We start from the raw sequence: 24,012 nt of genomic DNA, 5'->3' as shown, positions 1-24,012 counted from the left end.
CGCAGCGGAAACTATTCTTTCTGCGAAGGGGGGTGCAGCGGCAATTTTGCGGGATCCGGCTCGTTGCGCGTCCAGATCCAGCTACCGCCGATCAGCGCCGCGGCAATCGGAACGAGATTCCATGGCAGTTCGACGAATATCAGCGCAACCACGCAGCTGACCGCGAAAGCGACCGTTGCCGCCCATTTTCCGCGCCGGGTGATTGCTCGCCGTTCCCGCCAGTTGCGGATATGGCCGCCGAAAATATGATGGTCGACCAGCCAGGTTTCCAGCCGCGGCGAGCTGTTGGCGAAGCAGAAGGCCGCCAGAATCATGAACGGCACGGTCGGCAGCAACGGCAGGATGATTCCGATGCCGCCCAGTGCCACCGAAACCAGTCCCGCCACGAGAAAAAGGTGTCGCTTCATTTCGTTTCCCTAGCATGGAACGGGGCCAATGCCGACAATTTCAAGGGGGGTGAGGATCGAGGCCGCCTGATGCTGCGATTGGAGCGGGACTAGCCCCGCTGCCGCAATGTCGGGAAAGCGCGGATAATGGGGCGGGCGATTGTCGCGGAATCAAAAATTGGGGCGGCGAGCGCTTGAGGGTGTGCTGCCGCCCCGAGGATTGAGGGAAGTGTTGGGTATATTATGCGGAATGTCTTGGCTGTCGATATTGCGCCCCAAGCTGCATCCGGCGGATGCGCTCGGCCAGCCCGCGCTGCAATTCTCTGAGTTCGCGCACCTGTTCGCCATGGTCGTGACCAGTCTCGATCCGGCTGCGCGAATTGCTGTGCTTTTGAATCAAACTGCTGGTATATTTTGCCACGACATATGCTCTTTCTATCGCGCTTTCACGACGATATGGTTGATATGACGCAATTCAGATGATAACTCCAATCGAATGAAATCGTAAGAATCGATAGATTTTCTCTATATGATGGAATTGCAGCACCATGCCGACTTTACGCCAGTTTGAATATCTGGTCGCCGTTGCCGACCATCGCCATTTTGGCAAGGCAGCGCATGCCGCGGCTGCATCGCAGCCGACCCTGAGCCATCAATTGCGGACTCTCGAGCAACGATTGGGCGTGACATTGGTCGAGCGGCGCAGCCATGGTGCCGAATTGACTCCGGTGGGCCGGGAGATTGCCGATCGCGCCCGCCATGTTCTGGTGCAGGTCAAGGATATTCGCGATCTGGCCGAGCGGGCGAGCGACAGTCTGGCTGGCATCCTGCGCTTCGGCGTGTCGCCAACCCTTGGGCCCTATCTGATGCCGCCAGTGATTGCGGCGCTGCATCGCACCCGGCCGGATCTGCGCTTTTACATGCGCGAAGGCATTCCCGATCTGCAGGCTATGGAACTGACCAAGGGTTCGATTGATATGCTGCTCGGCCCGTTGCCGATCGAAGGCGAGAATCTGCATATCGAACCCCTGTTTCGCGAACCGCTGATTCTGGTCGCACCACCCGATCATCCGCTCGCCAACAAGGCGCATCTGGTGCTCTCCGATCTCGCGGGAATACCGGTGCTGAGCCTCGACCGCCGCCACCATCTCCACCGCGACGTGGTGCGCCAGTGCCAGTTGCATGACATGAATCTGCTGCGCGACTATGAAGGCACCAGCCTCGACAGCGTCCGGCAGATGGTGGCGTCCGGTCTCGGTCTGGCGATCTTGCCGGAACTTTATGTGCGTTCCGAACTGAACCGCGGCGGGGACGTTGCCTTGCTCGATGTCGACGGCTGGTCGGTGACCCGCAGCATCGGCGCCGCATGGCGGACCAATGCGGGCTTTGCCAGCGAATATGCCGCGATTGCAGAAAAAATAGCCGAGGAAGCCCGCGTTTTACTAGCGCGTTGATGGGCCGCCCTTTATGTCTATTTCCGGCTGGGCGAATGCAAATGACCAGACTATCTCCTGTCCATGACCATTGATCTCGATCTACTGATAAAGGCCTATGCGTCGGGAATCTTTCCGATGGCCGACGCCCGCGATGATCCGGAAACCTTCTGGGTCGAGCCCAAGAGTCGCGCGGTCATTCCGCTGGACAATTTCCGGATGTCGCGCTCGCTCCGCAAAACGATCAGATCCGACCGGTTTCGGGTAACGGCAGACACGGATTTTCCGCAGGTGATCGCGATCTGCGCGGCGCAGGCGGGAGATCGCAAGGATACCTGGATAAATGCCGAGATCGAGGAGGCGTTCAACCAGTTGCACCTGCTGGGCTATGCGCATAGTATCGAATGCTGGTTGCCGGACGAGGAGAGTGGCCAGGACATTCTGGTCGGCGGCCTTTACGGCCTCGCCATCGGCGGGGCGTTTTGCGGGGAAAGCATGTTTTCGCGCGCGCGCGACGCTTCGAAAGTGGCACTGGCCTGGCTGGTGGCCCGGTTGAAGGTGGGAGGGTTTCCGCTGCTCGATTGCCAGTTCATGACCGACCATCTGGCGTCACTGGGGGCGATCGAGATCAGCCAGCAAGCCTATCTGGAAGAGCTGACCAGAGTCAGGGGCTATGTGTCGTCTTCGCTTTCACCGATCAGGTCGCCGATCAGATCATCCGGTGCCGGTGCGGGTCTGGCCGCAGGCGCTGAAGGGGCCGCTGATGCGCCCGCTTCTGTTTCATTCGGCGCGCTGGATGCATTATTGGCGGGACTCGACGAGGATGTCCGCGGTGCTGTCGGGTTTGCCGAATCTTCGGGCGGATCCTCTTCGCCCGGGAAGCTCATCGCGCAGCTTTTGACCCAGACATCATAAATCGGGTGCTCGACAACGTTCAGGGACGGTGACTCCCTAAACAGCCAGCCAGAAAAAACGCGCTTCCACTGATCGTCACCGGACCGATTGGGCGGTCGTTCATTGACCAGCAGCTGGACAAAGGCACCCTGTTCGGGGGTCAGTTCCCAAGGCGCCGTCCGTTCGCAGGCCCGCAAGCGGACAATCGCCCGTCCGATCCGGATCGACTGGCCCGGACGGAGCTCGAGATCGCGCGTCAGACCGTTGCGCTTGTTGAGGAAGCCGAGCGTAGCGACGCGTTCCGCCATCGGCGTGCCGATCTGCTCGGTCACCGATGCGACCAGATCATCATCGGTCGCGGCAACCTTGCCTTTCTCGGCAGCCTGCCCGGTCGCATTTTCATCGACATTGTCGCCGCTGAACCAGCCGCAGCCCGACAGCAGGAGCGCAGCTGCCAGCATCGAGAATGTAAGGGAGTGGCGCGCCATGCCTGTCATTCCGCTTCGGCGGGATTCCACGATTCATAATCACCGGTCGCTGCAGCCCGGTGTCCGCCTCGTTCCAATGCTCCTGCCGGACGATAGGCCTGCGCGGTGCCGGTCAGGTTGACGCTGGGTTCTTTCTCCCAGATGCGCGCCTGCGGCAGATAGCTTTCGGGGATTTCGTCAAAGCTGTGATGAAGCCAGCCATGCCATTCCGGCGGTACGCGGCTGGCATCATTGGCACCATTATAGATGACCCAGCGCTGTCCGGCCGGATGACCGGTGCCGGCCTTTTTCGCCTGATAATAGATATTGCCAAACACATCTTCGCCGACGCGTCTGCCGTTGCGGGCGCTGAACAGGGTCGTGCCGATCGTCGCACCGTCCCACCAAGTGAATATTTTCGCCAATATGCTCATGCCGCCCGCTTAGCCCTCCAGCCATGCGCTCCGCAATGAAAAAATATCAAATGTGGAGGATGTCCGGGGATGCGCAGATCCTCACTGCCAGGTGACGCGGTCACCCGGTTCGATGCCCAGTTCTTTCGCTCGCCCGGCAGCAATTTCAAGCACCGTGGCCACTGGTTCATTGGAACGAACCGGGGCGAGCGAATAGGGTATGGTATTGGCGGCAATCGATTCGATCGTTCCATCCCGGCGGATGAAGATGATATCGAGCGGAATCACCGTGTTCTTCATCCAGAAACTGGCGACCCGATCTTCGGGGAATGGAAAAATCATGCCCTTGTCGGGGGCCATTCGGGTCCGGAACATCAGGCCCTGGGCTTGCTCAGCGCCCGTTTTCGCTACTTCCACGATGAAAGCATGGGTTGCGTTCGCGGTCCGGATGCTGAGCGGGACTTGGGTGAGGCCGGCCTCGGATAATGGCAATTCGCTTTGCAGGCTGGCGGCGGCGGTGTCACCGGTCCGGGCATGGCAGCCGGGCAGGCTGATCATGCCCAGCAAAGCGAGGGATAGCGCGACCGCTTTTGTAAAACTGTGCATAGGAATATATTTCTGTTTCAGGCCGACGGCGGCAGGCAGATCTGTACCGCCATATGACCACGATTGCCATCCCTGATGCGGGCCAGCAATGATTGGCCGGGCACAATTTCTGCAATGCCCGCGTCGCGAAGTGTTTCCATATGCAGAAAAATATCGCCGCCAAAATCTTCGCTTATCAGGAATCCATAGCCTTTGGCCCGGTTAAACCATTTGACCTCGGTAGGGGTGAAAGCGGCATCATCATCGACGATGTGCATGGCATGACGCGAGCCGGCTGCGGCCGAGGGATCACTCCGTGGGCCGCATTGGGAAAGATCGATTTCGAGAATTTTTGTCGCCTGCAGACCTTTTGGCGCAACCGCATATTCGCATGTAACGATCGCCATTTCGGGCAATTCCCGTGTGCCCAGGGATTCAAGCAGACTCCAGTGAACGAGAATGTCCGATAATGGTGAGGAGCCATGCTCGTCCGCACCGGCCTGTTCAGGAACGATGAAACCGAAGCCGCGATGACTGTCGAACCATTTGACGCGGCCGGTTGCGCGGCGCATTTCGCTACTGGTCGATGAAAGATCATCCGTGCTGGCTTGGGACGCGTGACTATCGGCAGGGTCTGGTTCCGCAAATAAGCTTGCCACAATGCATCTCCGAACAAAACTAAAACCCAATCAAAAGTCTGACGCTTTTCCGAATCGGTTGGTATTTCATACCACAATAATATTGAGCTGGCGATTCTTGACTCTGAAGAGACCAATCCTGTTCAGCGGCGCGTTTATTTGCACTAGCCGGAATTAATCTTCGTCCGTTATTTCCTCGCCGGGTCTGGCATAGACAAAGCGGGAAGCCAGGTCGAAGTCATGACCAGCCCGAAGAAAAGCCTGCAATTGCTTGCGGCATTTGTCGGCATCCTGCTGGCTTTCGGCATAAGGGCCAAGCTTCCGCTTGCGGGCAAACTTGTCCGCTGCCGCCCATTTGTTCGTTTCACTGATCTGAAAGGCTTCGCGGCCATCCGCTTCGCTAATGCCTGCCTGGTAAAGCGCATGCGAGACACGGCGGGTGCCGTAACCGCGCCGGGTGAGGGCAGAAGCCTTGGTTTGGGCGTAAAGTGCATCGTCAATATAGCCCTGAGTGACGAACCGCTCGACCAGCTGGTCGACCGCGGGCGGAGCATCATCTTGCCATTCCCTTTCCCGGATTTTCCGGTGGAGATAGTCGGCCAGTTTTTTCCGGCTCGTTGCATATCGCTCAACATAGCGTATAGCCAGCCGATGCAAGCTCTCCTGATCTAACGTTTTAACGCTGTTTTTCAACGGTTTGACCTTCAACTGTGACGCTTGCCCTTTTTGTGCCACAGTCGGGTCGAAATTTAAACGCCAGAGGTCAGCAATGACATGGGTAAAACCGGCTAAAGGAAGGTCAAAAAGACAATATACTCCCTTGCCGAAAAAAACAGATTGATTTTAGGGAGGCTGGACCTTCCGGAAATGGATATTGGATGACTGAACTGACACCAACCCCGACGGCGGATCAATTGCCGCGCCGTTTTTCGGATTTTGAAACGCTGGGCCATGCACTGGATTATGCCGCCGAGGGACAAAGAGGTTTCAATTTTCACGACGCCCGCGCTACGCTGGTCCGGGCCTATCCGTTTCGCGAACTGCGCGACGATGCCGTGTCAGCGGCCAAAAGACTGATCGCGTTCGGCATAAAGCCGGGCGACCGGGTGGCCTTGATCGCTGATACCGAACCGCAGTTTTGCGCGCTGTTCTTTGGCGCAGTCTATGCCGGCGCGCTGCCGGTTCCCTTGCCCTTGCCAACCTCCTTTGGCGGCAAGGAAAGCTATATCGACCAGATCGGGGTGCAGCTGGACAGCTGTGATCCTGCATTGCTGCTGTTTCCGGACGAGATTGCCGAACTGGCAGGGGCCGCCGGCACCTCCCGCGCTATTCCGATTTACGGCTGGGAGGATTTTTCCCGGAGGGATGCTCCCGACGCTGCATTGCCGACGGCCAGCAGCAGCGATATTGCCTATCTGCAATATTCCAGCGGTTCGACCCGGTTCCCGCACGGTGTTGCGGTCTCGCACAAAGCTTTGCTGCACAATCTTGGCTCGCATGCCCATGGTATGCTGATCGGCGAAACCGATCGCTGCATTTCCTGGTTGCCCTTTTACCATGACATGGGTCTGGTGGGCTGCTTTCTGTCGATGGTCGCCAATCAGGTTTCGACCGACTATCTAAAGACTGCCGATTTTGCCCGGCGACCTCTGTCATGGCTTGACCTGATCACGCGCCATGAAGGGACGTCCTGCAGCTTTTCGCCAACCTTCGGCTATGAAATCTGCGCGCGCCGTATCGGCAGCCAGTCGAATGTGCAGGAACGCTTTGATCTTTCGCGGTGGCGGCTGGCCGGTAATGGCGCTGACATGATCCGGCCCGATGTGATGCAGCGGTTCACCGATGCTTTCGCGCCGGCAGGCTTTGATGCCAAGGCCTTCCTGCCCAGCTACGGCCTTGCCGAAGCAACGCTTGCCGTGACCCTGATGCCGTCGGGCGAAGGCATGGAAGTGGAGCTGGTCGAAGAAACCGAGCTTTCCGGAGAGAAGCAAAGCGATGGCAGCCGCCCGAAACGCTTTCGCGCGATCGTCAATTGCGGGAAACCGGTGCGCGATACCTTGCTCGAAATTCGCGAAGAAAATGGAGCGGTTCTGGCGGAAAAATCCGTCGGCAAGGTCTGGATGAAAAGCCCGGCGGTGATGGAATGCTATTATCGCGACCAGGAGGCGACCGATGCCTGCCTGGTGGACGGCTGGCTCGATACCGGTGACATGGGCTATCTGTCGAACGGCTATCTTTACATCGTCGGCCGCGCCAAGGACATGATCATCATCAACGGCAAGAACCACTGGCCACAGGATATCGAATGGGCGGTGGAACAATTGCCCGGTTTCAAGGCCGGAGATATTGCTGCCTTTGCGATCACCACACCGGGCGGCGAAGAAACGCCGGCCGTGCTGGTGCAGTGCCGGACATCGGACGAGATCGAGCGCCTGAGGTTGCGCAACGAGATCCGTGACAAGGTGAGAGCCATTACCGGAATGAATTGCGTGATCGAACTGGTGCCACCGCGGACCTTGCCGCGGACCAGTTCCGGAAAGCTCAGCCGGGCAAAGGCGCGCAATCTGTATCTCTCCGGCGATATTCAGCCTTATGCGGTCGCCGCCTGATGCCGGTTAATTTCGGTTAACCACGAATCGCAAAAAATTATAAGCCGATCCTTACTTTTCGCTAAGGGTTTTGGCCTAATCAGGGACGGTGTTTAAATCTGTCGCCCAATCCGGATTACCTCGGGTAATCCCGCTCAGTGTGCTGCTTGGCCTGTCCGATCCCCCGGGGATTGATTGGGGCCGAATTCGCGCGCTGCAATTCAATGGCAATCACCAGCATAGTCTGCTGAAGATTGTCTCCGCGATCGTGTGCGGTCTGCTGACCGTGCAATGGGGTTTCGGCCGGGTCAATCTCATGCTTCTCGGTCCATGGCTCGCCTTATTGGGGGCCCTGTATATTTACGCCCATCTGCTGTTCCGGAAACAGGCCGCATGGCAGCGAAAATCGATCCATCGTGCCGATATGACCATGGTTTATCTGGTGTCTTTCGCAGGGGGCTTGATGTGGGGCATCGGGTTCCTGCTGTTTGCATTCAGCACGGATCTGATGACGATGATACCGGTCTGGGCGACGATCATCTGCCTGATGGTCGGTTCGGCGATGCTGTTTTCGACCATGCCGCTCAGCAGCATCCTGTTCATAACGGCGTCAAGCGCGGCGATGATTTTTGGCTGGCTTTATATTTGCAGCATCCAGTTGGCGGTGGTTTCCCTGGCAATTGGCGTCCTGTTGATCTCGGCCTGCCTGAAGACCGGTCGGTCCTTTATCGACCGCAGGGTCGCGGAAGCCAGTCTCACAGAAAAAAGCGAAGTGGTCAGCCTGTTGCTCAAGGAATTCGAGGATACCGGGGCTGACTGGCTTTGGCAGATCGATACAGCGCGCCGCATAACGCACGTTTCGCCGCGATTTGCCCATGCCCTCGGCCAGCCCGCAGAGCAGATTGAAGGCATGCCATTCCTGCAAATGATCGCCGGCGAATCCTGGGAAAGCGGGAAGTTTTCCACAGCATTGCGCGAACTGGCGGACAAGCTGAAGCGCCGTGACAGTTTCAGCAATATGCTGGTGCCGGTCGAAATCAATGGCGAAAACCGCTGGTGGGAATTGTCTGCTTCGCCGAAGCTGGATGATAATGGCGTCTTCCACGGCTTTCGCGGTGTCGGGTCGGACATAACCGAGCAGCGCGAATCGGCGGATAAAATCTCGCATCTGGCGAGATTTGATACGCTGACCCGCTTGCCAAATCGCCTGCAGCTGACCGATTCGGTCAAAAAGGCCATGGAAGCGGCGGAAAAATGGAACGGCCGTTGCGGTTTCATGATGATCGATCTGGACCGGTTCAAGGCGGTAAACGACACGCTCGGCCATCCGGTCGGTGACCGGTTGCTGGCCCGCGTATCCGAACGGTTGCGTTCGATCATGACCGACAATGAAATGTGCGGTCGTCTGGGCGGCGATGAATTTGCCATCGTGATCAGGGACGCGAGCGACACGCAATATATCGAATTGCTGGCCAAGCGAATAATAGAAACCCTGTCCCGGCCCTATGAAGTCGATCAGCACACGCTTTACATCGGCGCCAGCGTTGGCACGGCGATCGGGCCCCGCGACGGACGGACGGTCGAAATGCTGATGCGCAGCGCCGATCTCGCCCTTTATCGGTCCAAGGATCAGGGCGGTGGGGCCTATACGCAATATGAGCCCAAGCTCCACGTGCAGGCGGAAGAGCGCCGCGTGATGGAAATAGCCTTGCGCAAGGCACTCGAGAATGACGAATTATCGCTCAACTACCAACCCGTGGTGAGCGCAGATTCGGGCGGGGTTGTCGGCTTTGAAGCGCTGTTGCGCTGGACCAATCCGCATTTTGGCGTGGTTTCTCCGGCCAAATTCATACCGGTGGCGGAAGAGGCGCGCCTGATCGTCTCGATCGGTGAATGGGTGATGCGGACGGCGTGCAAGGAAGCCATGTCATGGCCCTCCACGGTCAAGGTCGCGGTCAATGTTTCGGCGGACCAGCTGACCGAAGTCAATTTTCTCTCGATGGTCGTGTCGGCACTCGATGAAAGCGGCCTGCCGCCCAGCCGTCTCGAGATAGAGGTGACAGAGAGTATTTTCATGCGCGAGGGCACCGGTGCTGCGGAAATGCTCGATCAGATCATCGCTCTGGGCGTCAATCTGTCGCTCGATGATTTCGGAACCGGCTATTCCTCGCTCGGCTATTTGCGCAAGACGCGATTCTCGACGATCAAGGTCGATCGCAGCTTTGTTCAGGGTGCCGCCAAAAATGCGCCTGAAAGCCTTGCCATCATCCGCGCTGTCGTTGCGATGGCGGACGCTCTCGGCATGTCCACCACCGCCGAGGGGGCCGAAACGGAAGAAGAAGTGAAGATGATCAGGAAACTGGGCTGCCGCAAGATCCAGGGCTATTATTTCGGTCGTCCGATGGCAGCAGCAGACGCCAGAGACCTGTTTGGCATGTTTGAACCCCAATATCTGGGATATGACAAAAAATCGGCATAAGCCTGTGCGACCGGACTATGATTTTGCCAATTGCTTTTCTATGCCGCGCCAGATCCGCGCATAGGCCTGCGCGGCTGTGCTGCGCGGCGCGAAGCTGCCGACCGGTTGCTGCAATTGGGTCATATGCTCAATGGCGCTCGACATCGGGATGACCGGCCATTTCGGATTTCGGACCAGGCCCAGCTTGTGGATCGACCGCCGCCGATCGACCATCGTGTAGACCGGCAGCAGCGGGGCGTGCTTTTTGCCGCCGCTGTCGAGGAACATCTGGACATCGGTCAGCGCCCGTTCCGACAGGGGCGAGGGAATGACGGGAACCACGACAATATCGGCGTTGCGCAGGATCTGTTCGCTGGTCTCGGTCAGGCCGGGCGGGCAATCGAGGATGATCCGGTCATAATCCTTGTTCAACGCCTCGAACAACTTGCCGAGATGGCGCTTTTTGTTGATCTGGAAGAATAACCGATCGAGACCGCGCAACGAGACGTCCGCTGCCAGCAGATCCAGATTCTCTATTTCGGTGCCTTTGATCAGCTTGCCAGGTTTGACGGTGCCGGCGACCATCGCTCGGGCGCGGTCCTTTTGCATCTGGTCGCCCTTGAGAATGAACGAAGCTGCGGCTTGCGGGTCGAGATCCCAGAGCAAAGTCCGGCGGGAACTGCCGACGGCGCTGTTCCATGCCAGATTCACCGCCGAGCAGCTTTTGCCGACTCCGCCTTTCATGCTGTACACTGCGATTACCGACATTGTTTTTTCCGGTCCGTTTCACTCATGTCCGCCGAGAGCAGGCCGGATCAGAGAATTTCCTGCACCAGCTCCTGCGGCCGGCACAGCCTGACGCCCTTGTCGGTTTCGACCAGCGGCCGGTTGATCAGGATCGGCTCTCCGGCCATTGCATCCAGAATCTGATCGGCGGTTGCGTCCGCTTTTGTCAGCCCGAGCTCTTCAGCCGGTGAACCCCTCACTCTTAGGCCTTCCTGCGGGCTCATGCCAGCATCGTCGAAAAGTTGTTTCAGCTTGGCACGGCTGGGCGGGCTTTTCAGATATTCGATCACGGTCAGATCAACGCCAGGTGCCTCTTGCAATATTGCCAATGTCTTGCGGGACGTGCCGCATTTCGGATTGTGCCAGATGGTGGCTTTCATGCTTATCTCCTGTTGCGTCAAGATGGCTATTCTTTGGGCGTGAGCGCGGGAACCGCCCGGGCGGCGTCTGCGGGATCGATCCCCGGCGGCGGTGCTGCGCTGAGCACTGCTTCTCCCCGCGCTACGCGTCCGGCTCGCTGGATCGCCTCACGAATCCGCGGATAGGTTCCGCAGCGACAGATATTGGTAATCGCTTCGTCGATCGCGGCCTTGGACGGGTTGGAATTTTTCTTGAGCAGCACTGCCGCAGCCATGATCATGCCGGACTGGCAGAAACCGCATTGCGGGACATTTTCTGCTGCCCAGGCCTGTTGCACCGGATGGCTGCGATCGCGGGACAATGCTTCAATGGTGGTGACGAACCGGCCTTCCAGTTCGCCAATGGTGACCAGGCACGAGCGGATCGCCTCGCCGTCGATCTCGACCATGCAGGCGCCGCAGTCGCCGGTGCCGCAGCCATATTTGGTGCCGGTCAGATTGGACGCATCGCGCAGGGCCCAGAGCAGCGGCGTATTTGGGTCCATCCGGTACCAGACCGGGCGATCATTGACGGTGAATTTGGTCATGAGGCGATTCTCGTCATCCTGAACTTGTTTCAGGATCTCCTGCGCGCTGTTTATGCAAGAAGAGGCGCTGAAACAAGTTCAGCATGATGGACCTTGCTTTTACTCCCGCCAGCTTCGGTCTTCGCGATCGACCAGCCGGACCATGGCGTCGAATTCGGGTACGCCCTGTTTCAGCGGATCGATCGATGCTTGCGACAGATTTTCAAGATGCTTCCTGATCACCTCTTCACCGATCAGCACCGGCTTGCCCATCGACAGCGTCTGCATCTGGATTTCGCAGGCCCGCTGCAGCACCCAATGGTTGAGGAACGCCTCTTCCAATGTCCGTCCCATCACCACCGGCCCGTGATTTTCGAGCATCATCATCCGCTTCTTGCCGAGGCTGGCGAGGAAGCGTGGTCCTTCGTCCTCGTGCACGGTGATGCCTTCAAATTTGTGATAGGCAAGCCGCGGCACGATCGCGGCGGCATAGAAATTGATCGGTTGCAGGCCGCCTTCGAGCGCAGAGACCGCCATGGTGGCGGTGGTATGGCTATGGATGATCGCGTGAACATCGGGCAGCTCGCGGTGGAACAGGCTGTGCTGGGTGAAGCCCGCCTTGTTGACCGGGTAAGTCGAGCCATCCATCGTGTTGCCGTCGATGTCGATCTTGACCAGGGTCGAAGCGGACACTTCGCTGAAATGCAGGCCATAGGGATTGATCAGAAAGGCCTCGTCCTCGCCCGGCACTTTCAGGGTGATATGATTGAAAATCATTTCGTCCCAGCCAAGATAGGCGAAAATCCGGTAACAGGCCGCGAGACGCTGGCGCGCTTTCCACTCCTCTTCGCTACAACTGGACTGGATATTGATCGCGGTGGCCATATTTCTCTCCTCGAATCGGCTGATTCTATTTCTGTCCCGCATATTATAGCAAAGCCCCAAAAAGACGAAGGCAAAGCGCCGCCGCCTCGCGCAATGGATCGCGTAAATGCTTGCCTCGGTGCCAGGAAATTGTTAAGCGGCGCGAGATTGAAGCAGATTGATTCTGCTGCAAACCCTTTTTTATGGCTTTTACACCAATTCAGGCCAGAAGAAATTGCTTCTGGTCCGCTACGAAATTTGAACGGAGTTACTCAGTCTTATGCAAATCATGGTTCGCGATAATAATGTTGATCAGGCCCTCCGGGCGCTCAAGAAGAAATTGCAGCGTGAAGGCGTCTATCGCGAAATGAAGCTTCGTCGCCATTATGAAAAGCCGTCCGAGAAGCGCGCCCGCGAAAAAGCAGCTGCCGTTCGCCGTGCCCGCAAGATGGACCGCAAGCGGATGGAACGCGACGGCCTGATTTAAGCACTTCGGCTCCACGAACATAAGGTAGCCTGCCCATGTCTGTCACGACGGTTCCGATTCATCCCATCAAAAAAGGCTCGCTGACCAAGATCTGGCTGGCGGTAGCTCTGATAGTCGCGGCTGCCCTGCTTCTTGCATATTCGGGAACCGAAAATGCGGTGGTCACCGGGGCGAGCAATACGCAGTTTCTTGCCGCCAACGCGGACGAGGACGGGGTAGAGACAACCGCATCCGGCCTGCAGTTCAAGATACTCAAGCCAGGCGAGGGGCCGTCTCCCACGCCTACCGACACCGCGCTGGTCAGATATGAAGGCACATTGCGCGATGGCACCGTCTTTGATGCCAACGAGCAGGCACCGATGCCGGTTGGCGGCGTTGTTCCCGGTTTTTCCGAAGCGTTGCAACTCATGCAGAAGGGCGGCGAATATCGCATCTGGATTCCGTCCGAGCTGGCTTATGGCGAAGCATCGCCCGGTGACCAGATTCCGCCGAACAGCCTGCTGATCTTCGACGTGACGCTGCTGGACTTTATTTCCGCCGCGCAGATGGAAGAGCTACGCCAGCAAATGCAGGGTGCCGGACCCGGTGGTCCGCCGCTCCCCGGCCAATAAAACAGGGCCTGTCGTTGTTTTTGGAGAGCAGTAGGTGAGTGATACCGATCCCGTTAAAAAGGACAGCGGGCCATCATTCGCGACCAAGCCCTTCCTGCTGGGCCTGCTGCTCGGCGTCATTCTTGTGATCGTGCTCGCTGCCGCCATACCAGAGAAAACCAGCCCGACAGAATTTGTCCAGGCCGGATGGGAGAAGCTGTTCCCGCCACCGGATAATGCAGAATTTCTGGCGGACAATGCGGAACAGGAAGGTGTGGAACAGACCGCATCCGGTCTTCAATATTCCGTGATCAAGCCAGGTGAGGGGCCTTCGCCCAGTGCGACCGATACGGCGTTGGTCAAATATGAAGGCCGTCTGCGCGATGGCACCATCTTTGATGCCAATGAACAGACGCCGATGCCGGTTGGCGCCGTTGTCCCCGGCTTTTCTGAAGCGCTGCAGCTGATGCAGAAGGGCGGCGAATATCGCATCTGGATTCCGTCCGAACTCGCTTATGGCGAAGCCTCGCCCGGTGAACAGGTGCCGCCAAATAGTTTGCTGATCTTCGATGTGACCCTGCTCGATTTCATTACAGCGGAGCAGATGGAAGAGCTGCGTCAGCAGATGCAGGCTGCACCCGGCGGACCACCGCCCGCTCCCTGAGCGAGATCAGGAGCGTTCGGCTTGCGCCACCGCTTCCGATGCGCGCAGGGCCGACAATATCCGCATCAGATGATGGACATTATGCACTTCCAGGGCAACGTCGAACGTGTGGAACGGCCCATCACGCTGGGACAGGCGCAAGTTCAGGATATTGGCATTGTGAAAGCCGAAAATCCCAGCCATTTCGGCAAGCGTTCCCGGCTTGTTGTGCAGCACCACGCATAGCCGCGCGGGAGCGCCGTCGCTTTCATTGCCCCAGCTGAGATCCACCCAGTCGGCGTCCACGCCATTGGCCAGGCTCGGACAATCGATGGTGTGCACCTCGACATTTTCACCGCTGCGACGCAGGCCGACAATGCGGTCACCGGGCACCGGATGGCAGCATGCCGCGAGATCAAACGCAACGCCCGGGGTCAGGCCCTTGATCGATATGGCGCGATCCTGCTCGGGCCATCGCCGCTCGTCATCATTATCGTGGATGCTGCCAGGAATGATCGCTTCCATCACTTGGCGGTCGCTGAGCTGGCGCGTGCCAATCGCCATCATCAGGTCGTCGGGCTCTTTCATGCTCAGCCGTTTCAGTGCTGCCTTGATCGCGCGCTTGCCGATCTTGCCGGGCAGCCGTTCGATGATTTCCTCATAAAGTTCCGTGCCGATTGCGATCATCTCGTCGCGTTCCTTGAACCGGACATTGCGGCGGATGGCGGCGCGCGCCTTGCCGGTAATGACAAAGGAAAGCCAGCCTGGTTGCGGTTCCTGGCCCTTGGATTTCAGGATTTCGACCACGTCGCCGTTCTGCAGCTGGGACCGCAATGGGACATGCCGCCCATTGACCTTGGCCCCGACCGCCTGATTGCCGAGATCGGTGTGTACGGCATAGGCGAAATCCACGGTGGTCGACCCCCGAGGCATTTGCAGCAATGTACCCTTCGGTGTGAAGGCGAAAATGCGGTCCTGGTACATCGCCAGCCGGGTGTGCTCGAGCAATTCCTCGGCATCTTCGGCCTGGTCGAGAATCTCGATCAGATCGCGGATCCAGCCGGCTTGGCCATCGGGCCGATTGCCCTGTTTATAGGCCCAATGCGCGGCGAGGCCCAATTCATTGTCCTCGTGCATGCGCTGCGAGCGGATCTGGATTTCCACGCGCATATTATTGCCATGCATGATCGTGGTGTGGATCGACTGGTAGCCGTTGCGCTTGGGCGTGGAGATATAGTCCTTGAATCGGCCGGGGACCATTTTCCATTTCTCGTGCAGGATGCCGAGCGCCCGATAACATTCGGCGCTATTGTCGGTGACGACACGGAATGCCATGATGTCGGTCAGCTGCTCGAAGCTGACGTGCCGCTCCTGCATCTTGCGCCAGATCGAATAAGGATGTTTTTCCCGGCCGCTGACTTCGGCAGCCAGGCCGCCGCTTTTGAGGGCCTTCTGAATCGAAAGGGAGATTTGCTCGACCTGGCCCTCGTCACCTTCCTTGATCGCCTGCAATCTTTTGGTAATGGTGTCATAGGCTTCGGGTTCCATATGCCGGAACGCAAGCAATTGCATCTCGCGCATATATTCATACATGCCGATCCGTTCGGCGAGCGGCGCATAAATATCCATGGTTTCGTGGGCGATCCGCTGCCGCTTTTCTTCGCTCTTGATGAAGTGCAGTGTCCGCATATTGTGCAGGCGATCGGCCAGCTTGACCAGCAGCACGCGGATATCATCGGACATGGCGAGCAGGAATTTGCGCAGGTTTTCAGCCGCTCGCTCATTGTCCGTCTGCGCTTCAATCTTGGAAAGCTTGGTCACGCCGTCGACCAGCCGGGCTATTTCTTCGCCAAATAACTTGCTGATTTCCTCGGTCGTGGTCAGCGTATCCTCGACCGTGTCGTGGAGCAACGCGGTAACGATTGTCTGTTGATCCAGCTTCAGGTCGGTCATCAAGCCGGCGACCTCGATGGGATGGCTGAAATAAGGGTCACCGCTGGCCCGCTTCTGGCTGCCATGCCGCTGCACGGAAAACACATAGGCGCGGTTGATCAGATCTTCATCTGCATCGGGATCATAGGATCGAACCCGTTCCACCAGTTCATATTGCCTGAGCATGGTCGGAAGATGTCGCTCTTTCAGGAGCGGGGCAACTAAAAAGAGCGCCGAAGCCGGCTCTTATATCCCGGGGAACGGAAAAGGAGCCGTGCTTCGGCGCTAAAGCTGACCGGCAGTGCCAGTGTTCTGGCCGCTATCGGGAGGGAGAGGCCGGTCAGTCGGGGATAAACCATTCAGTTGTTGCACTGGGCAATCGCATCGGCGTCAAAAGCCTTGCCTTTATGGGCGAAGCTGGCGACCGGACCGAATTCGTCGACGAGCTTGGCACAGATCGTCCGCGGTGCGGAGTTGCTCTGGCTGCCGATGCATTCCGTGCCAACGCAGCGGATGACGCCGCCCTTGATAATTTCCTGGGCCGCTTCCACCGGCGCCTGCAGTTCCGCGGTATAGGCGATGGCCGGACCGCGTGCTTCCGCTGTGGTTGCGGTGAACAGGGCGAGCGAGGTCATCGCAGCAGTACAAAAAATCATCGAAGAGCGAAGCGGGCTTTGGGAGAGAAGCATGATATTTCCTTTCGTCTGTCTGTTTGCGGCCATTTTGCAAAGGCCGAGGGGAAAATTTTCGGTTGCAATATAGGTTGCGAATCACTACCTAACTTAATAGGTTTTAAGTTGCAACTAAAAACTGATATTTTTTTCGCACTTGCCAGAAAACTGGTTTAGGAATGGAACCATGGACAAAATTCGAGAAGATCTGTCGAGTCTGGCTGGCGGCGAGTGCAGCCTACCCATATCTCTGGAAGTCATCGGCGAGCGTTGGTGCTTCATGATATTGCGTGCCGCGCTCAATGGCGTCGGGCATTTTGAAGATTTCCTGTCGGAAATCGGCATTGCCCGTAACATATTGGCCAACCGGCTGACCCGCATGGTCGAGGCAGGAATCATGACCCGTCGTCCCTGTGATCATGACAAGCGGAAGGTCGAATATCGGCTGACCGACAAGGGACAGGATTTGCTGCCGACCATGATTGCGCTGCGGCAATGGGGGGAAAGATGGGAGACCGGCGTGCCCTCCAACCCGATATTGTGCGATTCGCGTGATCGTCAGCCAATTCGCCGGATCAGCATGCGGGCGCACGACGACCGGATTCTCGAACTGGATGACCTGTGCTGGATCGATGAAACGGAATTGACACTGGATTCCGATGGCGCGCATCGCGACGACATGATTGTCCGCCATTTACGGGAAATTGGCGAGTCTTCAGCGGCCTGAAATCAATTCCGGGGCAAGCTATTCGGTCACATAGATACTGTTTACCGGCCTGGCCATGACCCGGCGCACCATCGGCTCGAAAAACTCCAGCGGCGCGGTGTCATAATTGGCATCAAAGGAGTTCTGGTCATATTTGGCGCAAAATTCCGCACAATCTTCAAAATGTTCATGGCCGCGATATTGTTCGCGCATGTCCCGATCCTGGCCAAGATAGTGGAAGAAATAATAGCCCTGAAAAATGCCATGCTTTTCCGTGATCCAGTGGTTCTTGGCGCTGACAAAGGGCTTCAATATCGCCGCTGCAATGTCGGGATGATTATAGGTACCGAGCGTATCACCGACGTCGTGCAGCAGCGCCATCACGACATATTCCTCGTCCCGGCCGTCGCGATGCGCGCGGGTCGCGGTTTGCAGACTATGCTGCATCCGGTCGATCGGAAAGCCGCCAAAATCGCCGTCGAGCAGTTTCAGATGATCAAGGACCCGGTCAGCGACCTTGCTGGCGAACGGGCCAAAATGGCCGCCGATAATCTGCCAGTCTTCCTGTGAACCCTCTTCCATCGAAGGAAATTTCGCTCGAACTTCGTTGGGACCGCCCATGATATTCTCCTTTGTCTTTTGCCGCTCTACAGCCACAATTTTCCGTTCTTCCACGCCAATATCATGGCATCTGGCTCGAAAAAGGCGGCGTTTGTCGTCTTATTCGTGCAAATGATAGGCGATTCTTCCCCAAGCGGCAATGGCCCGCTATAGGAAGCATGATGGCCGTCATGGAAATCCGCCCCCAGCCGTTTTTTGGCAACAAGAACCGGGCATTCTGGAACCTGCAATCCGCGGGCTGGGCGGGTGCGCTGATTTTGCGCGCGATCGGCGGGATTTCGAACGGGCTGCCGCTGAGCTTTCTGGTGCCGGTCATTATCTCGACGATCACCGGCTATTCGATCTCCCTGCTGCTGTCGGTGGTCTACAAGAATCTGATTCACCGCCGTCCGATTGTGACCTGGAGCAGCACCGCCGCGATACTGACGGTTGCAGCAGCCCTCTATGCCTTCATCGACGCCTGGGTCTTCCTGATTCAGAATCCGACAACCGAAACCGCGTTCGGGACCCTGTTCCTGGGCTCATTGTTCCTCGGCATCATGATGCTCGGCGCCTGGTCGGCGCTTTATTATGCGATCAATTTCTTCCTGCGAGTCGAGGAACAAAATGATCAGCTGCAGCAGCTGGAAGCGCAGGCGACGCGCGCGCAGCTGGCGATGCTGCGCTATCAGCTCAATCCCCATTTCCTGTTCAACACACTGAACAGCATTTCGACGCTGGTGCTGCTGCGCCAGACCGAGCCGGCCAATGCCATGTTGTCGCGCCTGTCATCCTTCCTGCGGCATACTTTGGTCAACGAAGTGCACAGCCGGGTCACATTGGCGCAAGAGGTGGAGACGCTGCATCTCTATTTGGATATCGAGAAAATGCGCTTCGAAGAGCGGTTGCGGTCGCATTTCGATATTGATCCGGCGGTGCGTGATGCATTGTTGCCATCCCTGTTGCTGCAGCCGCTGGTCGAGAATGCGATCAAATATGCAGTGACGCCCCAGGAAGAAGGAGCGGATATCTCGGTCTCCGCTCAGCTCGACGGAGACAAGCTGCGTATCACCGTTTCCGACACCGGGCCGGGAAAAACCGGTCCAACGACCATTAAATTCGATTCCACCGGCGTTGGCCTCGGCAATATTCAGGAGCGATTAAACCAGGCTTATGGAGAAAGCGCTATATTTGAAACGCGTTCGTCGCCAGGTGAGGGTTTTTCGGTATTGATCGCCTTGCCGTTTGAAACGAGAGAACAGATTGAACGGGAAGCGGCGGATCATTCCGCAACCGACGAACAAGTGAGAAACGAAACGATTTTTGGGGAGCATGCAACAAGCGATGGCCAGCAGCGGGAACCGGCAAATGCGCCGGCGATGGCATCAATTCAGCATAAGGATTTAAAAATATGACGATCAAGACGATATTAGTCGATGACGAAAAGCTTGCGATTCAGGGTTTGCAGATCCGGCTCGAGAAATTCGATGATATCGAGATTGTCGATACCTGCCGCAACGGCCGGGAGGCGATTCGCAAGATCAAGACCTTGAAGCCCGATCTGGTGTTTCTCGATATCCAGATGCCCGGATTTGACGGATTTTCCGTTGTCCAGGGAATCATGGAGATCGAACCGCCCCTGTTCATTTTTGTGACCGCTTTTTCCGAACATGCGGTGCGTGCGTTCGAGGCCGAAGCCATCGACTATCTCGTGAAGCCGGTGGAGGAAGACCGGCTGGCCGACGCGATTGACCGGGTGCGCAAGCGTCTGTTGGAAAAACGCGGCGGTGCCGAACTCGAGAAGCTGAAGAACGTGCTCAACGAAGTTGCGCCCGAGGCGATGGCCAATATCGAGGATTCCGACGAGCCAACCTCCTCAGATCGCTATGAGAAGCTGATCAATGTGAAGGATCGCGGACAGATTTTCCGCGTCGATGTCGATTCGATCGAACGGATCGATGCGGCAGGGGACTATATGTGCATCTATACGGCCGACAACAGCCTGATCCTGCGCGAAACGATGAAGGATCTGGAAAAGCGGCTCGACCCCCGCAATTTCCAGCGGGTGCACCGTTCCACGATCGTCAACCTGAGCCAGGTCCGGGAAGTGAAGCCGCACACCAATGGTGAATGTTTTCTGGTGCTGGGATCAGGCGCACAGGTCAAGGTCAGCCGCAGCTACAGGGATGTGGTGGCGCGGTTTGTCCACTAGACGCTAGTCGCGGCGGCTTCTGAAAAAATCGAGCAGCAATAGAGCTGATTTCTCGGCTTCGAGCCCGGTATAGACTTCGGGCTTGTGATGGCAGGTCGGGGTGCCGAAAAAGCGTATACCGCTGTCCACCGCGCCGCCTTTGGGGTCGTCTGCGCCATAATATAGCCGGCCGATGCGGGCATGGGCGATCGCACCGGCGCACATCGTGCAGGGTTCCAGCGTCACCCACAGGTCGCACTCTTCCAGCCGGTCATTGCCCAGAGCCCGGGTCGCTTCGCGAATCGCCACGATTTCGGCATGGGCGGTGGGGTCATGATCGATGCGGGTGCGATTATGGCCGCGTCCGATGATCTTGCCATTCTTGACGATGACCGCGCCAACGGGAACTTCGTCGACAGCTATCGCCCTATGCGCCAGCGCCAGCGCATCAGCCATGAAAGAAGTATATTTTGCCGCCGCCATGACGATCGATTAGCGCGGAAGGGGCGGGAAGACCATAGCCGAACCGGATCGCGCAAAAAGTCCCCGATATGCTTGACGCGTGGCGCTATTAGCGTTAGGGGACCGCTCTTTCCCGCTGGGAATCATTCAACAACAAGAAATTGGACTTTTACGATGTCGCGGATTTGCGAACTGACAGGTAAGACTCGGCTGGTAGGCAATAATGTGTCGCACGCCAAAAACCGGACCAAGAAGACATTTTTGCCCAATCTGCAAAATGTGACTCTCTTGTCCGACACACTCGGCAAGGGCGTGAAACTTCGGGTTTCGACGCACGGCCTGCGTTCGGTCGAACATGTTGGCGGCCTCGACAACTGGTTGCTGAAGACCAAGGACGACAAGTTGAGCCTGCGGGTCAAGCGACTCAAAAAGGAAATCGTGAAAAAGCAGGTGGCTACCGCTTAAGCGATCCATCCGATTCGAATGTAGAAAAGCCGGGGCTCGCTCCGGCTTTTTCATTTTGGAATTTGGGATCGGGCTTTTTCTGTGTGGCCTTGCCCTGCAGCAGCCGGAACTTGAGCAGCAGGCTTTCCTGCAGCACGCTGAAATTATCATCTGACGCGATCCAGACAATCGTGTCCTTCCCGTCCCGAGAAACAGCCAGGGCCTCCATATTGTCGACCTTGAGTGGCGGCTTCAGCGTGGCAACCGGGATGGATGTCGCAATGTTTCCCGGCCGGAAGTCCGCCAGCTGCGCGATTGACAATATCGCCGAAACCCCATGCAACGGCGTGAACCGGCGGTGCAGCATCAGCGCCGAGCGGTCATCCAGCAATACAGCGTCGGTCAACTTATAGCCTTGGGGCGGCAGATAACCGAAAGCCACAGCTTTGCTTGTCGGCTCGGACGGGTCGCCCTCGAAGGCAAGCGCCTGATATCCACCTTCAGGATGGTCCGCTGCCTCTGAAAAGACCAGAAAACGGCCATCGGGCAGACGAAGCATTGCCTCGGCGCCGCCATTGTCAGGCCATTTCTGCATGGCTTTCGGAAAATTCCTTGCCTCGGTCCGGGAAAAGGAATGGCCATAGCGCCAGATGCTGTGCTGATGTTCATAGCCAACCCAGAACTGACCCGTCTCGGGGTTGTGGAGCAGGGATTCAGAATCCCAGTTTTTCCGGACAGATCCCTCCGGTTTAGCCGGGCCGTCAGGGAGCGCAGCAATGAACGGCCGAATCGCCTGATGTTTCTCTTCTGCCAATGTGAAGCCGACCAATGTGCCATTGTCGCTCAGCATCAGAAACCGGTTGTCCGGCATTGCCACCATCGAAGAAATGCCGCCAAAGTCGTCATTGTCGCTGGTGATTGTCCAGCCGCCGAGAAAGATGAGTTGGCCGACCTGTTTCCGGTCGGGGTCACCGGCATCAAAGACAATGGGTTCGAGAGTGATATACTGGCTGTCATTGGCCTGGGGTGCGGGGCCGCGCACGTAAGTGACCGGTACCAGAAAGAAGATCAGCGACAAGCAAGCAAACAATCGGAGCATGGCGGTGCGCATAGCCGATTCGTCAGCTCAAACATATTCTATTCTGGACGCTCGTGCGCCACCTGCGCTAGACGCCGGGCATTAGTGAGGAAAGCGCGACTATGAAAAAAATCTATCCGGATGCGGCGGCTGCTCTCGACGGTCTGTTGTTCGATGACATGCATCTCTGCGTCGGCGGTTTCGGCCTCTGTGGGATACCGGAGCGGCTGATCGACGCGATCCAGCAGGATGGAGTGAAGGGACTCACCATCGCTTCCAACAATGCCGGCATCGACAATGAAGGCCTCGGCAAGCTGCTCCGCTCGCGGCAGGTGAAGAAGATGATCTCTTCCTATGTCGGCGAGAACAAGGAATTCGAACGGCAGTATCTCTCCGGAGAGCTGGAAGTGGAATTTTGCCCCCAGGGGACGCTGGCCGAACGCTGCCGCGCCGGCGGGGCGGGAATTCCGGGATTTTACACCAAGACCGGCGTCGGCACGCAGGTAGCCGAAGGCAAGGAGCATAAGGATTTCGATGGCGAAACCTATATTCTAGAGCGGGGGATTTTTGCCGATCTCTGTTTGATCAAGGGCTGGAAGGCCGACAAGGCGGGCAATCTGATGTTCCGCAAAACCGCTCGCAATTTCAATGCACCCATGGCGACCGCCGGCAAGATCTGTGTCGCCGAGGTCGAGGAGATTGTCGAAGTCGGTGAACTGGATCCGGACTGCATCCATTTGCCCGGCATTTATGTCAAGCGGCTGATCAATGGTGCGCCCTATGACAAGAAAATTGAATTCCGCATGATTCGGGAGCGCCAAGACGCCTGATGGCCCGATTCCGCTTATCCCTGATCCTTCTGGCCGTTCTGCCGCTTCTGTCCGGATGCGTTGCCGCGTTGCTGCCGCTCGCCGCTCTGGGCACCATCGGCAAGGAACAGATTGATCACGTCCAGGCCAAGCAGGACATGGTCACCGCCGGTGCCATTGATCTGGCAAAACCTGTCGGGTCCGTCACGATAGGTTCCGAGCGCGATGCGGCTGAAGCCGTGCCGATGACGGCAAAGAAATTTACCGGGCAGGGAGGCGCTATCGACGTCGATCTGGATACTGCGTCTGCTGACCGTTCTACGAAAATTTTGCAGCTGGCTGAACTGGAAACTTCCCCTTATGCCAGCTTTGCGGCCCATGCCCTGAAACAGTCGACCCGGCTGGCAGAAGGGCAAGGCGTGCAATCGGTCGTGCTGATCCCGCGGGTGGATATTTTCCAGCCTGAAACCATGGAATGCGAGGGCAAACCTCTGGCTGTGGTCATAGACCTCGATGACAGCAGCAGCCCGGACTGGATGGAGGCAGAGACGCTCTACCGGCAAAATGGTCTGGTCGAAGTGCTGAAAAGCCTGCGGACGGCTGAGATCAGCGTCATCTGGCTATCCGACAAACCCGTCGCAGCGGCCCAGAACTTGTCCGCGATTCTCGAGGAGGCGGGTTTTTCTAACGCCAGATCGGACGATTTTCTTTTCCTTGACCGTGGCGGCGATGATCGCAAGCAGGTTCGGCGCTGGGATGCCGCGCGCAATTATTGCATCGTCGCCATGGCAGGTGACGACCGCTCGGACTTCGATGAACTCTATGCCTATTTGCGCGACCCCAATGGTGCGATCATGCTAGAGTCGATGTTCAACAATGGCTGGTTTCTGACTCCGCCTCCCCTCGTAGAAGCCACAGAAGCACCAATGGCTCCAGCAGATGACAAAGAAGGATGAATATGC

28 protein-coding genes and 1 pseudogene are annotated in these 24,012 nt (G+C 57.4%); 13 read left to right on the top strand and 16 right to left on the bottom strand.

What is annotated here, in order from left to right:
* Window positions 1–11 precede the first annotated feature (11 nt).
* Window positions 12–407 (bottom strand): YbaN family protein, encoded by a 396-nt coding sequence (locus ACEW8J_RS13825; protein WP_373492228.1) that lies wholly within the window; start codon window positions 405–407, stop codon window positions 12–14.
* A 220-nt stretch (window positions 408–627) separates the two neighbouring features.
* On the bottom strand, window positions 628–807 hold the full coding sequence (locus ACEW8J_RS13820; protein ID WP_373492227.1) for a hypothetical protein: 180 nt from the start codon (window positions 805–807) through the stop codon (window positions 628–630).
* 127 nt (window positions 808–934) lie between these two features.
* On the opposite strand from ACEW8J_RS13820, the gene ACEW8J_RS13815 reads away from it, so the two are divergent.
* Both ACEW8J_RS13815 and aat read left to right on the top strand, forming a co-directional pair.
* Entirely contained in the window at window positions 935–1,840 is a 906-nt protein-coding gene (locus ACEW8J_RS13815; protein WP_373492226.1) for a hydrogen peroxide-inducible genes activator, read from the top strand.
* Window positions 1,841–1,903: 63 nt separating this feature from the next.
* A complete protein-coding gene (gene aat, locus ACEW8J_RS13810; RefSeq protein WP_373492225.1) occupies window positions 1,904–2,734 on the top strand; it encodes a leucyl/phenylalanyl-tRNA--protein transferase in 831 nt (276 codons plus the stop codon).
* A gap of 35 nt (window positions 2,735–2,769) precedes the next feature.
* On the opposite strand, the pseudogene ACEW8J_RS13805 reads toward aat, so the two are convergent.
* The 5 genes and pseudogenes from ACEW8J_RS13805 to ACEW8J_RS13785 form a co-directional block, all read right to left on the bottom strand.
* A pseudogene (locus ACEW8J_RS13805) lies at window positions 2,770–3,021 on the bottom strand (DUF2155 domain-containing protein); the annotation flags it as partial.
* Window positions 3,022–3,206: 185 nt separating this feature from the next.
* A complete protein-coding gene (locus ACEW8J_RS13800; protein WP_373492224.1) occupies window positions 3,207–3,614 on the bottom strand; it encodes an NADH:ubiquinone oxidoreductase subunit NDUFA12 in 408 nt (135 codons plus the stop codon).
* 81 nt (window positions 3,615–3,695) lie between these two features.
* Window positions 3,696–4,199, bottom strand: coding sequence for a DUF192 domain-containing protein (locus ACEW8J_RS13795; RefSeq protein WP_373492223.1), 504 nt, complete (start codon window positions 4,197–4,199; stop codon window positions 3,696–3,698).
* Between the two features lie 17 nt (window positions 4,200–4,216).
* Window positions 4,217–4,837 (bottom strand): cold-shock protein, encoded by a 621-nt coding sequence (locus tag ACEW8J_RS13790; protein WP_373492222.1) that lies wholly within the window; start codon window positions 4,835–4,837, stop codon window positions 4,217–4,219.
* Window positions 4,838–4,990: 153 nt separating this feature from the next.
* Window positions 4,991–5,473: a regulatory protein RecX gene (locus tag ACEW8J_RS13785; protein ID WP_373492221.1), complete on the bottom strand. Its 483-nt coding sequence runs from the start codon at window positions 5,471–5,473 to the stop codon at window positions 4,991–4,993.
* 221 nt (window positions 5,474–5,694) lie between these two features.
* Between ACEW8J_RS13785 and ACEW8J_RS13780 the strand changes: the two genes are divergently transcribed.
* Together ACEW8J_RS13780 and ACEW8J_RS13775 are read left to right on the top strand one after the other, a co-directional pair.
* Window positions 5,695–7,425 (top strand): fatty acyl-AMP ligase, encoded by a 1,731-nt coding sequence (locus ACEW8J_RS13780; RefSeq protein ID WP_373492220.1) that lies wholly within the window; start codon window positions 5,695–5,697, stop codon window positions 7,423–7,425.
* Window positions 7,426–7,513: 88 nt separating this feature from the next.
* Complete coding sequence (locus tag ACEW8J_RS13775; RefSeq protein WP_373492219.1) at window positions 7,514–9,883, top strand: putative bifunctional diguanylate cyclase/phosphodiesterase; 2,370 nt, start codon at window positions 7,514–7,516, stop codon at window positions 9,881–9,883.
* Window positions 9,884–9,898: 15 nt separating this feature from the next.
* Here the strand turns inward: ACEW8J_RS13775 and ACEW8J_RS13770 are convergent, their stop codons facing one another.
* From ACEW8J_RS13770 to ACEW8J_RS13755, 4 genes are all read right to left on the bottom strand, one after another.
* Window positions 9,899–10,630 carry a ParA family protein gene (locus ACEW8J_RS13770; RefSeq protein ID WP_373492218.1) on the bottom strand — a complete coding sequence of 244 codons (732 nt, stop codon included), beginning with the start codon at window positions 10,628–10,630 and terminating at the stop codon, window positions 9,899–9,901.
* Window positions 10,631–10,677: 47 nt separating this feature from the next.
* Window positions 10,678–11,028, bottom strand: coding sequence for an arsenate reductase (glutaredoxin) (gene arsC / locus ACEW8J_RS13765; RefSeq protein WP_373492217.1), 351 nt, complete (start codon window positions 11,026–11,028; stop codon window positions 10,678–10,680).
* Window positions 11,029–11,054: 26 nt separating this feature from the next.
* Window positions 11,055–11,594 (bottom strand): (2Fe-2S)-binding protein, encoded by a 540-nt coding sequence (locus ACEW8J_RS13760; RefSeq protein ID WP_373492216.1) that lies wholly within the window; start codon window positions 11,592–11,594, stop codon window positions 11,055–11,057.
* A gap of 99 nt (window positions 11,595–11,693) precedes the next feature.
* The gene (locus ACEW8J_RS13755; RefSeq protein WP_373492215.1) at window positions 11,694–12,458 is read right to left on the bottom strand and encodes a class II aldolase/adducin family protein; all 765 of its coding nucleotides are present in this window, start codon (window positions 12,456–12,458) and stop codon (window positions 11,694–11,696) included.
* 259 nt (window positions 12,459–12,717) lie between these two features.
* On the opposite strand from ACEW8J_RS13755, the gene rpsU reads away from it, so the two are divergent.
* Genes rpsU through ACEW8J_RS13740 form a run of 3 tightly spaced genes read left to right on the top strand, consistent with a single transcriptional unit; the run spans window position 12,718 to window position 14,178 of the window.
* Window positions 12,718–12,924: a 30S ribosomal protein S21 gene (gene rpsU, locus ACEW8J_RS13750; protein WP_067197663.1), complete on the top strand. Its 207-nt coding sequence runs from the start codon at window positions 12,718–12,720 to the stop codon at window positions 12,922–12,924.
* 35 nt (window positions 12,925–12,959) lie between these two features.
* Complete coding sequence (locus ACEW8J_RS13745) at window positions 12,960–13,535, top strand: FKBP-type peptidyl-prolyl cis-trans isomerase (protein ID WP_373492214.1); 576 nt, start codon at window positions 12,960–12,962, stop codon at window positions 13,533–13,535.
* Between the two features lie 34 nt (window positions 13,536–13,569).
* The gene (locus ACEW8J_RS13740; RefSeq protein ID WP_373492213.1) at window positions 13,570–14,178 is read left to right on the top strand and encodes an FKBP-type peptidyl-prolyl cis-trans isomerase; all 609 of its coding nucleotides are present in this window, start codon (window positions 13,570–13,572) and stop codon (window positions 14,176–14,178) included.
* A 6-nt stretch (window positions 14,179–14,184) separates the two neighbouring features.
* Here ACEW8J_RS13740 and ACEW8J_RS13735 read toward each other — a convergent pair whose 3' ends face one another.
* Together ACEW8J_RS13735 and ACEW8J_RS13730 are read right to left on the bottom strand one after the other, a co-directional pair.
* Window positions 14,185–16,275 (bottom strand): bifunctional (p)ppGpp synthetase/guanosine-3',5'-bis(diphosphate) 3'-pyrophosphohydrolase, encoded by a 2,091-nt coding sequence (locus tag ACEW8J_RS13735; protein WP_373492212.1) that lies wholly within the window; start codon window positions 16,273–16,275, stop codon window positions 14,185–14,187.
* Between the two features lie 173 nt (window positions 16,276–16,448).
* Window positions 16,449–16,778 (bottom strand): hypothetical protein, encoded by a 330-nt coding sequence (locus ACEW8J_RS13730; protein ID WP_373492211.1) that lies wholly within the window; start codon window positions 16,776–16,778, stop codon window positions 16,449–16,451.
* Window positions 16,779–16,947: 169 nt separating this feature from the next.
* Here ACEW8J_RS13730 and ACEW8J_RS13725 point away from each other — a divergent pair, with 169 nt between their 5' ends.
* Entirely contained in the window at window positions 16,948–17,487 is a 540-nt protein-coding gene (locus tag ACEW8J_RS13725) for a winged helix-turn-helix transcriptional regulator (RefSeq protein ID WP_373492210.1), read from the top strand.
* An 18-nt stretch (window positions 17,488–17,505) separates the two neighbouring features.
* On the opposite strand, the gene ACEW8J_RS13720 is transcribed toward ACEW8J_RS13725, so the two are convergent.
* Window positions 17,506–18,087 carry an HD domain-containing protein gene (locus ACEW8J_RS13720; protein WP_373492209.1) on the bottom strand — a complete coding sequence of 194 codons (582 nt, stop codon included), beginning with the start codon at window positions 18,085–18,087 and terminating at the stop codon, window positions 17,506–17,508.
* A gap of 161 nt (window positions 18,088–18,248) precedes the next feature.
* Here ACEW8J_RS13720 and ACEW8J_RS13715 point away from each other — a divergent pair, with 161 nt between their 5' ends.
* Together ACEW8J_RS13715 and ACEW8J_RS13710 are read left to right on the top strand one after the other, a co-directional pair.
* Window positions 18,249–19,481 (top strand): sensor histidine kinase, encoded by a 1,233-nt coding sequence (locus tag ACEW8J_RS13715; RefSeq protein ID WP_373492239.1) that lies wholly within the window; start codon window positions 18,249–18,251, stop codon window positions 19,479–19,481.
* Window positions 19,478–20,278, top strand: coding sequence for a LytR/AlgR family response regulator transcription factor (locus ACEW8J_RS13710; protein ID WP_373492208.1), 801 nt, complete (start codon window positions 19,478–19,480; stop codon window positions 20,276–20,278). The genes ACEW8J_RS13715 and ACEW8J_RS13710 overlap by 4 nt, the downstream gene beginning before the upstream one ends.
* A 3-nt stretch (window positions 20,279–20,281) precedes the next feature.
* Here ACEW8J_RS13710 and tadA read toward each other — a convergent pair whose 3' ends face one another.
* A complete protein-coding gene (gene tadA, locus ACEW8J_RS13705; protein WP_373492207.1) occupies window positions 20,282–20,713 on the bottom strand; it encodes a tRNA adenosine(34) deaminase TadA in 432 nt (143 codons plus the stop codon).
* A gap of 180 nt (window positions 20,714–20,893) precedes the next feature.
* On the opposite strand from tadA, the gene rpmB reads away from it, so the two are divergent.
* Entirely contained in the window at window positions 20,894–21,184 is a 291-nt protein-coding gene (rpmB, locus tag ACEW8J_RS13700) for a 50S ribosomal protein L28 (RefSeq protein ID WP_373492206.1), read from the top strand.
* Here rpmB and ACEW8J_RS13695 read toward each other — a convergent pair.
* Window positions 21,174–22,262, bottom strand: a complete 1,089-nt coding sequence (locus tag ACEW8J_RS13695; RefSeq protein ID WP_373492205.1) for an esterase-like activity of phytase family protein — start codon at window positions 22,260–22,262, stop codon at window positions 21,174–21,176. The genes rpmB and ACEW8J_RS13695 overlap by 11 nt on opposite strands.
* Window positions 22,263–22,363: 101 nt before the next feature.
* Between ACEW8J_RS13695 and ACEW8J_RS13690 the strand changes: the two genes are divergently transcribed.
* Together ACEW8J_RS13690 and ACEW8J_RS13685 are read left to right on the top strand one after the other, a co-directional pair.
* Window positions 22,364–23,071, top strand: a complete 708-nt coding sequence (locus ACEW8J_RS13690; RefSeq protein ID WP_373492204.1) for a CoA transferase subunit A — start codon at window positions 22,364–22,366, stop codon at window positions 23,069–23,071.
* On the top strand, window positions 23,071–24,006 hold the full coding sequence (locus ACEW8J_RS13685) for a hypothetical protein (protein WP_373492203.1): 936 nt from the start codon (window positions 23,071–23,073) through the stop codon (window positions 24,004–24,006). The genes ACEW8J_RS13690 and ACEW8J_RS13685 overlap by 1 nt, the downstream gene beginning before the upstream one ends.
* Window positions 24,007–24,012: the final 6 nt, after the last annotated feature.

It is taken from the genome of Parasphingorhabdus sp., from assembly GCF_041748495.1.
Taxonomy (GTDB): Bacteria; Pseudomonadota; Alphaproteobacteria; order Sphingomonadales; family Sphingomonadaceae; genus Parasphingorhabdus.
This window is presented reverse-complemented; position numbering and strand designations above follow the sequence as displayed.

What these genes read in the sequence shown, in the direction of transcription:
- ACEW8J_RS13825 (WP_373492228.1), bottom strand. Translation starts at nt 407, where the DNA reads ATGAAGCGACACCTTTTTCTCGTGGCGGGACTGGTTTCGGTGGCACTG.
- ACEW8J_RS13815 (WP_373492226.1), top strand. Translation starts at nt 935, where the DNA reads ATGCCGACTTTACGCCAGTTTGAATATCTGGTCGCCGTTGCCGACCAT.
- aat (WP_373492225.1), top strand. Translation starts at nt 1,904, where the DNA reads ATGACCATTGATCTCGATCTACTGATAAAGGCCTATGCGTCGGGAATC.
- ACEW8J_RS13800 (WP_373492224.1), bottom strand. Translation starts at nt 3,614, where the DNA reads ATGAGCATATTGGCGAAAATATTCACTTGGTGGGACGGTGCGACGATC.
- ACEW8J_RS13795 (WP_373492223.1), bottom strand. Translation starts at nt 4,199, where the DNA reads ATGCACAGTTTTACAAAAGCGGTCGCGCTATCCCTCGCTTTGCTGGGC.
- ACEW8J_RS13780 (WP_373492220.1), top strand. Translation starts at nt 5,695, where the DNA reads ATGACTGAACTGACACCAACCCCGACGGCGGATCAATTGCCGCGCCGT.
- ACEW8J_RS13770 (WP_373492218.1), bottom strand. Translation starts at nt 10,630, where the DNA reads ATGTCGGTAATCGCAGTGTACAGCATGAAAGGCGGAGTCGGCAAAAGC.
- arsC (WP_373492217.1), bottom strand. Translation starts at nt 11,028, where the DNA reads ATGAAAGCCACCATCTGGCACAATCCGAAATGCGGCACGTCCCGCAAG.
- ACEW8J_RS13760 (WP_373492216.1), bottom strand. Translation starts at nt 11,594, where the DNA reads ATGACCAAATTCACCGTCAATGATCGCCCGGTCTGGTACCGGATGGAC.
- ACEW8J_RS13755 (WP_373492215.1), bottom strand. Translation starts at nt 12,458, where the DNA reads ATGGCCACCGCGATCAATATCCAGTCCAGTTGTAGCGAAGAGGAGTGG.
- rpsU (WP_067197663.1), top strand. Translation starts at nt 12,718, where the DNA reads ATGCAAATCATGGTTCGCGATAATAATGTTGATCAGGCCCTCCGGGCG.
- ACEW8J_RS13745 (WP_373492214.1), top strand. Translation starts at nt 12,960, where the DNA reads ATGTCTGTCACGACGGTTCCGATTCATCCCATCAAAAAAGGCTCGCTG.
- ACEW8J_RS13735 (WP_373492212.1), bottom strand. Translation starts at nt 16,275, where the DNA reads ATGCTCAGGCAATATGAACTGGTGGAACGGGTTCGATCCTATGATCCC.
- ACEW8J_RS13730 (WP_373492211.1), bottom strand. Translation starts at nt 16,778, where the DNA reads ATGCTTCTCTCCCAAAGCCCGCTTCGCTCTTCGATGATTTTTTGTACT.
- ACEW8J_RS13725 (WP_373492210.1), top strand. Translation starts at nt 16,948, where the DNA reads ATGGACAAAATTCGAGAAGATCTGTCGAGTCTGGCTGGCGGCGAGTGC.
- ACEW8J_RS13720 (WP_373492209.1), bottom strand. Translation starts at nt 18,087, where the DNA reads ATGGGCGGTCCCAACGAAGTTCGAGCGAAATTTCCTTCGATGGAAGAG.
- ACEW8J_RS13715 (WP_373492239.1), top strand. Translation starts at nt 18,249, where the DNA reads ATGGCCGTCATGGAAATCCGCCCCCAGCCGTTTTTTGGCAACAAGAAC.
- ACEW8J_RS13710 (WP_373492208.1), top strand. Translation starts at nt 19,478, where the DNA reads ATGACGATCAAGACGATATTAGTCGATGACGAAAAGCTTGCGATTCAG.
- tadA (WP_373492207.1), bottom strand. Translation starts at nt 20,713, where the DNA reads ATGGCTGATGCGCTGGCGCTGGCGCATAGGGCGATAGCTGTCGACGAA.
- rpmB (WP_373492206.1), top strand. Translation starts at nt 20,894, where the DNA reads ATGTCGCGGATTTGCGAACTGACAGGTAAGACTCGGCTGGTAGGCAAT.
- ACEW8J_RS13695 (WP_373492205.1), bottom strand. Translation starts at nt 22,262, where the DNA reads ATGCTCCGATTGTTTGCTTGCTTGTCGCTGATCTTCTTTCTGGTACCG.
- ACEW8J_RS13690 (WP_373492204.1), top strand. Translation starts at nt 22,364, where the DNA reads ATGAAAAAAATCTATCCGGATGCGGCGGCTGCTCTCGACGGTCTGTTG.
- ACEW8J_RS13685 (WP_373492203.1), top strand. Translation starts at nt 23,071, where the DNA reads ATGGCCCGATTCCGCTTATCCCTGATCCTTCTGGCCGTTCTGCCGCTT.